Genomic DNA, 8,486 nt, shown 5'->3' with positions numbered 1-8,486 from the left:
TTACGCTTTCCTCTTTCAGAGTCAACCCTGAATTTCAGAAGTTTTCTCTTTCAACCCGGCGGCTTGTTTGCCGTTGTTCCGTGTCGATGGAGGCGCATTATAGGGAGTTCTCGAGCGCCCGCAATAGAAAAATTGCAGAAAAATGACTGACTGCTGCATTCCCCAGCAAAACCCCGCTTTATACCCTGTTACACACAGAATTATCCACAGACCACGCCTGTTCTTAGCTGATAAAGGCCGTCAAAAGCCCCTTCTATATAGAGAAGAGATCGGCAAAAAGAGAAAGATAAAAATTCGCGAGCGTTGCGCAAACGTTTTCGTTACAATGCCGCGCTATGACAAGGATGCCCGGCTGGGTGCGTTAGGTGAGTTTTTAGACAAAAACTCACCTAACGCTCTCTGTAATGTTCAAATCCTGGGGATTTAATACCATGCAACAACGTCGTCCAGTCCGCCGCGCTCTGCTCAGTGTTTCTGACAAGGCCGGTATCGTCGAATTCGCGCAGGCTCTTTCCGCTCGTGGTGTTGAGCTACTGTCTACGGGTGGTACCGCACGCCTGCTGGCTGAGAAAGGTCTGCCGGTAACCGAAGTCTCTGACTACACCGGTTTCCCGGAAATGATGGATGGACGCGTTAAGACCCTGCATCCAAAAGTACACGGCGGCATTCTTGGCCGTCGCGGCCAGGATGACGAGATCATGGCCCAGCACGCGATCTCTCCTATCGATATGGTTGTTGTTAACCTTTATCCGTTTGCCCAGACCGTCGCCCGCGAAGGGTGCTCGCTGGAAGATGCGGTGGAGAATATCGATATCGGCGGCCCGACCATGGTGCGCTCCGCGGCCAAGAACCATAAAGACGTGGCTATCGTCGTGAAGAGCCATGACTACCACGCCATTATTAAAGAGATGGATGCGAACGACGGTTCCCTGACTCTGGAAACCCGCTTCGATCTCGCCATTAAAGCTTTCGAGCACACCGCTGCCTACGACAGCATGATTGCCAACTACTTCGGCAGCATGGTTCCGGCCTATCATGGTGAGACTCAGGAAGCCTCCGGCCGCTTCCCGCGTACGCTGAACCTGAACTTCATTAAGAAGCAGGATATGCGCTACGGCGAGAACAGCCATCAGCAGGCTGCCTTCTATATAGAAGAAGACATTAAAGAAGCGTCGGTGGCGACCGCCACTCAGGTTCAAGGCAAAGCCCTTTCTTATAACAACATCGCGGATACCGATGCGGCGCTGGAGTGCGTGAAAGAGTTCAGCGAACCGGCCTGCGTGATTGTTAAACACGCCAACCCGTGCGGCGTTGCGGTCAGCGACTCAATTCTGGATGCTTACGATCGCGCCTACAAAACCGACCCGACCTCCGCATTCGGCGGCATTATCGCCTTCAACCGCGAACTGGATGCGGAAACCGCACAGGCCATCATTTCTCGCCAGTTTGTTGAAGTGATCATTGCGCCATCGGCCAGCGAAGAGGCCCTGAAGATTACTGCGGCCAAGCAGAACGTCCGCGTTCTGACCTGCGGCGAGTGGGCGGCACGCGTTCCGGGACTCGATTTCAAACGCGTTAACGGCGGCCTGCTGGTTCAGGATCGCGACCTGGGCATGGTCACCGAAGGCGATCTGCGCGTGGTGACGAAACGCCAGCCTACCGAGCAGGAACTGCGTGACGCGCTGTTCTGCTGGAAAGTGGCGAAGTTCGTGAAATCCAACGCCATTGTCTATGCAAAAGAGAACATGACCATCGGGATAGGTGCAGGCCAGATGAGCCGCGTTTACTCGGCGAAAATTGCCGGTATCAAAGCGGGCGATGAAGATCTGGAAGTGAAAGGCTCGGCAATGGCTTCTGACGCCTTCTTCCCGTTCCGTGACGGTATCGACGCTGCTGCTGCAGTGGGCATTACCTGTGTTATCCAGCCTGGCGGCTCTATCCGTGACGACGAAGTCATTGCCGCAGCTGACGAACACGGCATTGCGATGATCTTCACCGACATGCGTCACTTCCGCCATTAATTCACGGAGCAGAACATGAAAGTATTAGTGATTGGCAACGGCGGCCGCGAGCACGCGCTGGGATGGAAAGCGGCACAGTCTCCGCTGGTTGATACCGTCTACGTGGCGCCGGGTAACGCCGGCACAGCCCTGGAACCTGCGCTGCAAAACGTCAATATCGGCGTGACCGATATTCCGGCGCTGCTGGACTTTGCCCAGCGCGAGAAGATCGATCTGACCATCGTCGGCCCGGAAGCGCCGCTGGTGATTGGCATTGTCGATGCGTTCCGCGCTGCGGGCCTGAAAATCTTCGGCCCGACCGAAGGCGCCGCCCAGCTGGAAGGCTCAAAAGCCTTTACCAAAGATTTCCTCGCGCGGCATAACATTCCGACCGCGGAATATCAGAACTTTACCGAAGTCGAACCTGCACTGGCCTATCTGCGCGAAAAAGGCGCCCCGATTGTTATCAAGGCGGACGGTCTGGCGGCCGGTAAAGGCGTGATTGTCGCGATGACGCTGCAAGAAGCGGAAGAGGCGGTTCAGGATATGCTGGCCGGCAACGCCTTTGGCGACGCGGGCCATCGGATCGTGATTGAAGAGTTCCTCGATGGTGAAGAGGCCAGCTTTATCGTCATGGTCGACGGCGAGCACGTTCTGCCGATGGCCACCAGCCAGGACCACAAACGCGTAGGCAATGGCGATACCGGACCGAACACCGGTGGTATGGGCGCCTATTCACCCGCCCCGGTGGTCACGGATGAGGTGCATCAGCGCACCATGGATCGCATTATTTGGCCAACGGTCAAAGGCATGGCGGCGGAAGGCAATACCTATACCGGCTTCCTGTACGCCGGTCTGATGATCGACAAACAGGGCAATCCAAAAGTCATCGAGTTCAACTGTCGTTTCGGCGATCCGGAAACGCAGCCCATTATGCTGCGTATGAAATCCGACATGGTGGAGCTGTGCCTCGCCGCCTGTGACGGTAAGCTGGATGAGAAAACCTCCGAGTGGGACGATCGCGCCTCGCTGGGCATCGTGGTTGCCGCAGGCGGCTATCCGGGCAGCTACGCCACCGGCGACGAAATCTTCGGCCTGCCGCAGGAAGAAGCGGTGGATGGCAAGGTCTTCCATGCCGGGACGAAGCTTGCCGACGACCAGCGCGTGGTGACTAACGGCGGCCGCGTACTGTGCGTGACGGCGTTGGGCGACACCGTAGCCCTGGCGCAGCAGCGCGCCTACGAACTCCTGACCGGTATTCATTGGGAAGGAAGCTTCAGCCGTAGCGATATTGGCTGGCGCGCTATTGCCCGCGAGCAACGCTAGCGCCTGAGCGAGACCTCATAACAGGCCTCATTGACGGGCGGCTTCATTCTGGAGTCGCCCGTTTTTTATTTCAGCCCGCCATCCTGTCGCGGAGGATATGCGGCTACGCGCCTCAGAGAAGCGTATGGTGGAGAAGGACAGAGGGAATGGTAACCGCGCTGATAGCGCAAAGCGGCTCTGACCGGAGGTCAGAAGGTTTTTTCCTGCGGCTGCCAGGTACAGAAGTCTTCATTGGCCACCAGCAAAAGCTGAGCGCCGTCTGAGGCTTCCAGCCACGCCACGCTCACCTCAACGGAGGAGTGATTCTGGCGGCGTTCAATATGGGCTAAGGCCCGGGCATCCAGATCCGGCTTCACGGTTTGCCCTTCACAGGTCGTCACCGTCTGGTTGGCATGCCAGCGCCCCTGACGCAGAACAACGCGCCCTTGCCGCAATGCATCGCTGGTCTGGCGAATTTGCGTTGCCCGGTAGCGGTAAAGCGCCACCTGATCGCTGGAAAGCTGCTGCTTTTGTCCGTCCACTTCGCGCTGCATAAAGCTCAGCTCGCCCTGGTCATCAAAACGGGCGCGAATGTGTTCCGTCGGTTTGCCGTAGACGTTGAGTTCGATAAGCGTGAGTCGGTCACCCTGCCAGCGGTATTCGCTGGTTGAAGTATTGCCGTGATGCCACGGGCTAAAGGCAGCAAGCAGATGTACTTCGCCGTTGGAGTCCAGACGCCAGATACGCATCGCGCCCTGGTTGTCCGCATACCCGCTGGCGGTAAAAGGCGGGACAGAAGAATCATGGCTACAGGCAGAGATCAGCACGACGCCTGCCAGCATCAATACGCGACGCCAGATAGACAAAAGGGGCTTTAAGGCCCCTTCGTTAAAACTGTACACTGCCACGCGGTCTTACTTAACTGCGTCTTTCAGTGCTTTACCAGAAACAAACGCCGGCACGTTAGCAGCGGCAATTTTGATTTCGTTACCGGTCTGCGGGTTGCGGCCAGTACGCTCAGCGCGGTGGTTCACTTTGAAGGTACCGAAACCAACCAGTTGAACAGCATCACCTTCTTTCAGAGACTCAGTAATTGCAGCCAGGGTAGATTCCAGGGCAGCTTTTGCCTGTGCTTTGGACAGGTCAGCTTTGTCCGCAATTACATCAATCAGTTGAGTCTTGTTCATAAGTTATCCTTACAATGTGTTTATCGCTTGCTAAGCACCGAGTGCGACGGAAATGCCTGAAAAGCACTCTCCTGCATACACGCACCGATAGCCACTTTTTTTCGCCCTCCAAATGTAGACCAGACGGGGGGCGGAATGGAAGCCTTCAGACGCTACAATTCAGGCGGTAAATCACGTTTTCTGGTCTCACTGCTGAAAATTTATACCAATATTGCTCTCGCCGGCTTCACGAAGGTCTGCGCGCAGCCCTTTGATCAGTTCAATATCGCGTTCTTCACACTCGGCCAGCAGACGGAAAATTTCCCACTGAATATCCCATTCTTGCTCAACCGCCGGGTTCTCTTTGAGCTCTTCGTCGGTCATTTCACGACCTGCCTGGGTCATTTCCAGCATCGCGACGGTCGTAATCGAACTCTTGCTCACCTCAATGGCATGCTCAAGCGTTTCTCCGCTCAGACGCGAATGAATCAGTTCACTCAGAGCAACACAGGCATCGATAGCCGGGTACACGCCGTACAGATCATAGTCGTCGGCAACCGGAATCGCCTCTTCCAGTTTTTCCAGCTGGCTATCGAAATTCACCTTCGCATCTTTGACGGTCAGGGTTTCCCAAATCAGATCGAGGATACGACGATACAGCTGGCCATCGGCAAATCCGGTTTGCTGGCAGAACATCGCGTAATTGGGGTACATGCGCTCGCACAAACAGGCCATAAAGGTGACGTGCTGCCAACTTTCCAGCTTCTCCAGGCGCAGATGAATCGGGTTTTGTAACATGATGAATTCTCGAAGTCAGAAATTAGCCGCAGTGTACCTGAATCAGCGCTGATTTGCTTGCCAACGCACAAATGCCGGACGCCGCGAGGCAACCGCATCGGCCCAGCGCGTAGGCTCCGGCAGGCGGTAGCCCTTGATGCAGCGCTGAACCCATGTCAGCGCACTATCGAGAGCCACCCGGTGACCGGTGCTGACAAACAGCGGGTTGCAACGCGCTTTGCTGCGCCAGACCCACGCCAGCTGTTCGTTTTTATCCATCAGCGGCGCCAGTGCCCCCGGTTCATCGCCGGGAAGCGTAAAGCGCCCGCACAGGCGCTTTTTCGCCACCCCAATGGTCGGGACATCCACCAGCAGGCCAAAATGGCTGGCGACGCCCAGGCGCCGGGGATGAGAAATCCCGTGGCCGTCGACAAATAAGAGATCGGGTTTTTGGGAAAGCTGTTCCCACGCCGCCAGCAGCGCGGGCGTTTCACGAAAGGAGAGAAAACCGGGGATATACGGCATGGTGGTGGCCACTCGCGCCACCTGATACTCAACCAGTTCCAGAGATGGATAAGCGAGCAGCACAATAGCCGCCCGCGTCACTTCACCTTCTTGCTCGAAGCCAACGTCCGCACCGCCGATCAGCCGCGGAGGCTCCCGATCCAGTCGATCCTCACGAATGACCGACGCGGCCAGCTCCTGCTGCCGTTCGCGTAGCGACGCCAGATCCATATTCGCTCCTTAGCGATGGTATTGCGCCGACAGCCGGTGCACTGCTTCCACAAATACGCCGGCGTGTTCAGGATTCACATCCTGATGGATGCCATGACCCAGGTTGAAGACATGGCCCTCTCCCTGACCAAAGCCGGCCAGTATGGTCGCCACTTCTTCTTCAATACGGCCAGCGGGCGCGTAGAGCATGGAAGGGTCCATATTGCCCTGTAGCGCCACTTTGTGGCCGACGCGACGGCGAGCGTCGGCGATATCGGTGGTCCAGTCGAGACCCAGCGCATCGCAGCCGGTTTCGGCCATCGCTTCCAGCCACTGTCCGCCGCCTTTGGTGAATAGGGTCACCGGTACGCGGCGGCCTTCGTTTTCACGCAGCAGGCCATCAACGATTTTGTGCATGTAATAGAGCGAGAACTGCTGGTAATCGCGGCCGGTCAGCACGCCCCCCCAGGTATCGAAAATCATCACCGACTGGGCGCCCGCTTTGATTTGCGCGTTCAGGTACAGCGTGACGCTTTTAGCCAGCTTTTCGAGCAGCGCGTGCAGCGCCTGCGGGTCGGCATACATCATTTTTTTGATGACAGTGAAGGCCTTACTGCTGCCCCCTTCAACCATATAGGTCGCCAGGGTCCACGGACTGCCCGAGAAACCAATCAGCGGAACTTCGCCTTTTAGCTCACGACGAATGGTGCGCACGGCATTCATCACGTAACCGAGTTCATCTTCCGGATCGGGGATCGGCAGTTTGTCGACGTCAGCCTTGCCGGTAATCGTCGAAGTAAAACGTGGGCCTTCGCCGGTTTCGAAATAGAGCCCCAGCCCCATTGCGTCAGGGATGGTCAAAATGTCCGAGAAGAGGATCGCCGCATCCAGCGCATAGCGGCGCAGCGGCTGCAATGTCACTTCGCAGGCCAGCTCGGCGTTTTTACACAGCGACATAAAGTCGCCCGCTTCTGCGCGAGTGGCTTTGTACTCCGGTAAATAGCGGCCCGCCTGGCGCATCATCCACACCGGGGTCACATCAACGGGTTGGCGCAGCAGCGCACGCAGGTAACGATCGTTCTTCAGTTCGGTCATTTTGCAGTTCCTTAAGCGTCAGGCCGTTATTGTATCACGTCATTCCTCGTCGGCCCGACAGATTGCCACGGTGTCTTCTATCAGGCGGCGCGCGACGGTACCCGGCGGCGGCAGCAGCGGTAAATCGTCATAGCGATACCAGCCAGCCTGCAACAGCTCTTTCTTATCGATCACAATGTCGCCGCTGTCATATTCCGCCATAAATGCGGTCATTAGCGACTGCGGGAACGGCCACGGCTGGGAGGTCACGTAGCGCAGATTTTTCACCTTCAGACCGCACTCTTCCATGACCTCGCGGGCAACCGCCTGCTCAAGGGTCTCTCCCACTTCGACAAACCCGGCCAGTACCGTATGTACGCCATTGCGATGGCGGGTATGCTGTGCCAGCAAGATAGAATCGTCCCGGCGAATCGCCACGATCATGCAGGGCGCGATTTGCGGGTAATAACGTTCGCGGCAGTGGCTGCATAGCATCGCCCATTCAGTTTTGCTGGGATGCATAGGATGCCCGCAGTAACCGCAGAATTTATGCGAGCGGTAAAATTCGGCCAGTTGGATCCCGCGCCCCGCCAGTTGAAACAGACCTGGATCCTGATCCAATAACTGACGCAACGATCCCATATCATGCCGACGATCCTGGCACACCATCCACACCGCGTCGCCTTGCCATTCGCCAATATGCAGTGCGTGCTGGCCGACAAGATTAAAATTTACCGCTTCGCCATGTGGTAATTCCCCGTCGGGTAACCATAATTTTTGTTCGTGACTGACGATCCACCAGCCGCGATCTAATTTTTCAATAATACGATCCATATCTATTGCACTACCTTCGTTTTACTGGCACTTTTAACATTATATTTACATTTTGGTGAGCAACGTTATTTTCTTAATCTTGCGGAGTCAACCATGTTAAACCAGCTGGAAAACCTAACGGAACGTGTTGGAGGCAGTAATGAACTGGTCGATCGCTGGCTGCATGTACGTAAGCATTTGCTCGTCGCTTACTACAAGCTGGTTGGCCTGAAACCGGGAAAAGAATCCTTTATGCGACTTAACGAAAAGGCGCTGGATAGCTTTTGCCAAAGCCTGGTGGATTACCTCTCCTCCGGCCATTTTAGTATTTATGAACGTATTCTTGGCGAAATGGAAGGTGATACGCCACTTTTGGCAGCTACCAGGCTCTATCCGCAGCTGGAAGCCAATACCCAGCAAATTATGGATTACTACGACACCTGCCTCGAAAACGCCATCGATCACGATAATTATCTTGAGTTCCAGCAGGCGCTGTCCGATATCGGCGAAGCGCTGGAAGCCCGCTTTGCGCTGGAAGATAAGCTGATCGCCCTCGCCATTTCGTACAACCTGCAGGGCAACGTCAGCGACAATATCGCGCCGACTGCTTGAGTTGTGAACCGTTAACGAGTAATTT

At 55.9% G+C, this 8,486-nt stretch carries 9 protein-coding genes; 3 read left to right on the top strand and 6 right to left on the bottom strand.

Annotated features, from left to right (window positions below; genetic code table 11):
- Positions 1–431: 431 nt before the first annotated feature.
- Positions 432–2,021, top strand: coding sequence for a bifunctional phosphoribosylaminoimidazolecarboxamide formyltransferase/IMP cyclohydrolase (purH, locus tag BV390_RS27580; protein ID WP_085397563.1), 1,590 nt, complete (start codon positions 432–434; stop codon positions 2,019–2,021).
- A gap of 15 nt (positions 2,022–2,036) precedes the next feature.
- Positions 2,037–3,326, top strand: a complete 1,290-nt coding sequence (gene purD, locus BV390_RS27575) for a phosphoribosylamine--glycine ligase (RefSeq protein ID WP_085397562.1) — start codon at positions 2,037–2,039, stop codon at positions 3,324–3,326.
- Positions 3,327–3,514: 188 nt separating this feature from the next.
- Here purD and BV390_RS27570 read toward each other — a convergent pair whose 3' ends face one another.
- The 6 genes from BV390_RS27570 to nudC form a co-directional block, all read right to left on the bottom strand.
- Positions 3,515–4,207, bottom strand: coding sequence for a DUF1481 domain-containing protein (locus BV390_RS27570; RefSeq protein WP_085397561.1), 693 nt, complete (start codon positions 4,205–4,207; stop codon positions 3,515–3,517).
- Between the two features lie 12 nt (positions 4,208–4,219).
- A complete protein-coding gene (gene hupA, locus BV390_RS27565) occupies positions 4,220–4,492 on the bottom strand; it encodes a nucleoid-associated protein HU-alpha (protein ID WP_004097675.1) in 273 nt (90 codons plus the stop codon).
- Positions 4,493–4,678: 186 nt separating this feature from the next.
- Positions 4,679–5,269 (bottom strand): YjaG family protein, encoded by a 591-nt coding sequence (locus tag BV390_RS27560; protein ID WP_032689989.1) that lies wholly within the window; start codon positions 5,267–5,269, stop codon positions 4,679–4,681.
- A gap of 42 nt (positions 5,270–5,311) precedes the next feature.
- Entirely contained in the window at positions 5,312–5,983 is a 672-nt protein-coding gene (gene nfi, locus BV390_RS27555; protein WP_032695570.1) for a deoxyribonuclease V, read from the bottom strand.
- A gap of 9 nt (positions 5,984–5,992) precedes the next feature.
- On the bottom strand, positions 5,993–7,057 hold the full coding sequence (gene hemE, locus BV390_RS27550; protein WP_032698408.1) for a uroporphyrinogen decarboxylase: 1,065 nt from the start codon (positions 7,055–7,057) through the stop codon (positions 5,993–5,995).
- 39 nt (positions 7,058–7,096) lie between these two features.
- Positions 7,097–7,870 (bottom strand): NAD(+) diphosphatase, encoded by a 774-nt coding sequence (nudC, locus tag BV390_RS27545; protein WP_085397560.1) that lies wholly within the window; start codon positions 7,868–7,870, stop codon positions 7,097–7,099.
- A gap of 93 nt (positions 7,871–7,963) precedes the next feature.
- Between nudC and BV390_RS27540 the strand changes: the two genes are divergently transcribed.
- On the top strand, positions 7,964–8,461 hold the full coding sequence (locus BV390_RS27540; protein ID WP_032695571.1) for an Rsd/AlgQ family anti-sigma factor: 498 nt from the start codon (positions 7,964–7,966) through the stop codon (positions 8,459–8,461).
- Positions 8,462–8,486 lie beyond the last annotated feature (25 nt).

Origin of the sequence: Klebsiella sp. YJ (genome assembly GCF_002108615.1) — a bacterium.
In the GTDB taxonomy this organism is placed as follows: domain Bacteria; phylum Pseudomonadota; class Gammaproteobacteria; order Enterobacterales; family Enterobacteriaceae; genus Klebsiella; species Klebsiella planticola.
The sequence above is the reverse complement of the archived record's forward strand: the minus strand, read 5'-3'. Positions and strand labels throughout refer to the sequence as shown.

Bases quoted from the DNA above. Each gene is read 5' to 3' on its own strand.
- BV390_RS27560 (WP_032689989.1), bottom strand. From the start codon at position 5,269: ATGTTACAAAACCCGATTCATCTGCGCCTGGAGAAGCTGGAAAGTTGG.
- BV390_RS27540 (WP_032695571.1), top strand. From the start codon at position 7,964: ATGTTAAACCAGCTGGAAAACCTAACGGAACGTGTTGGAGGCAGTAAT.
- purH (WP_085397563.1), top strand. From the start codon at position 432: ATGCAACAACGTCGTCCAGTCCGCCGCGCTCTGCTCAGTGTTTCTGAC.
- nudC (WP_085397560.1), bottom strand. From the start codon at position 7,870: ATGGATCGTATTATTGAAAAATTAGATCGCGGCTGGTGGATCGTCAGT.
- purD (WP_085397562.1), top strand. From the start codon at position 2,037: ATGAAAGTATTAGTGATTGGCAACGGCGGCCGCGAGCACGCGCTGGGA.
- nfi (WP_032695570.1), bottom strand. From the start codon at position 5,983: ATGGATCTGGCGTCGCTACGCGAACGGCAGCAGGAGCTGGCCGCGTCG.
- hemE (WP_032698408.1), bottom strand. From the start codon at position 7,057: ATGACCGAACTGAAGAACGATCGTTACCTGCGTGCGCTGCTGCGCCAA.
- hupA (WP_004097675.1), bottom strand. From the start codon at position 4,492: ATGAACAAGACTCAACTGATTGATGTAATTGCGGACAAAGCTGACCTG.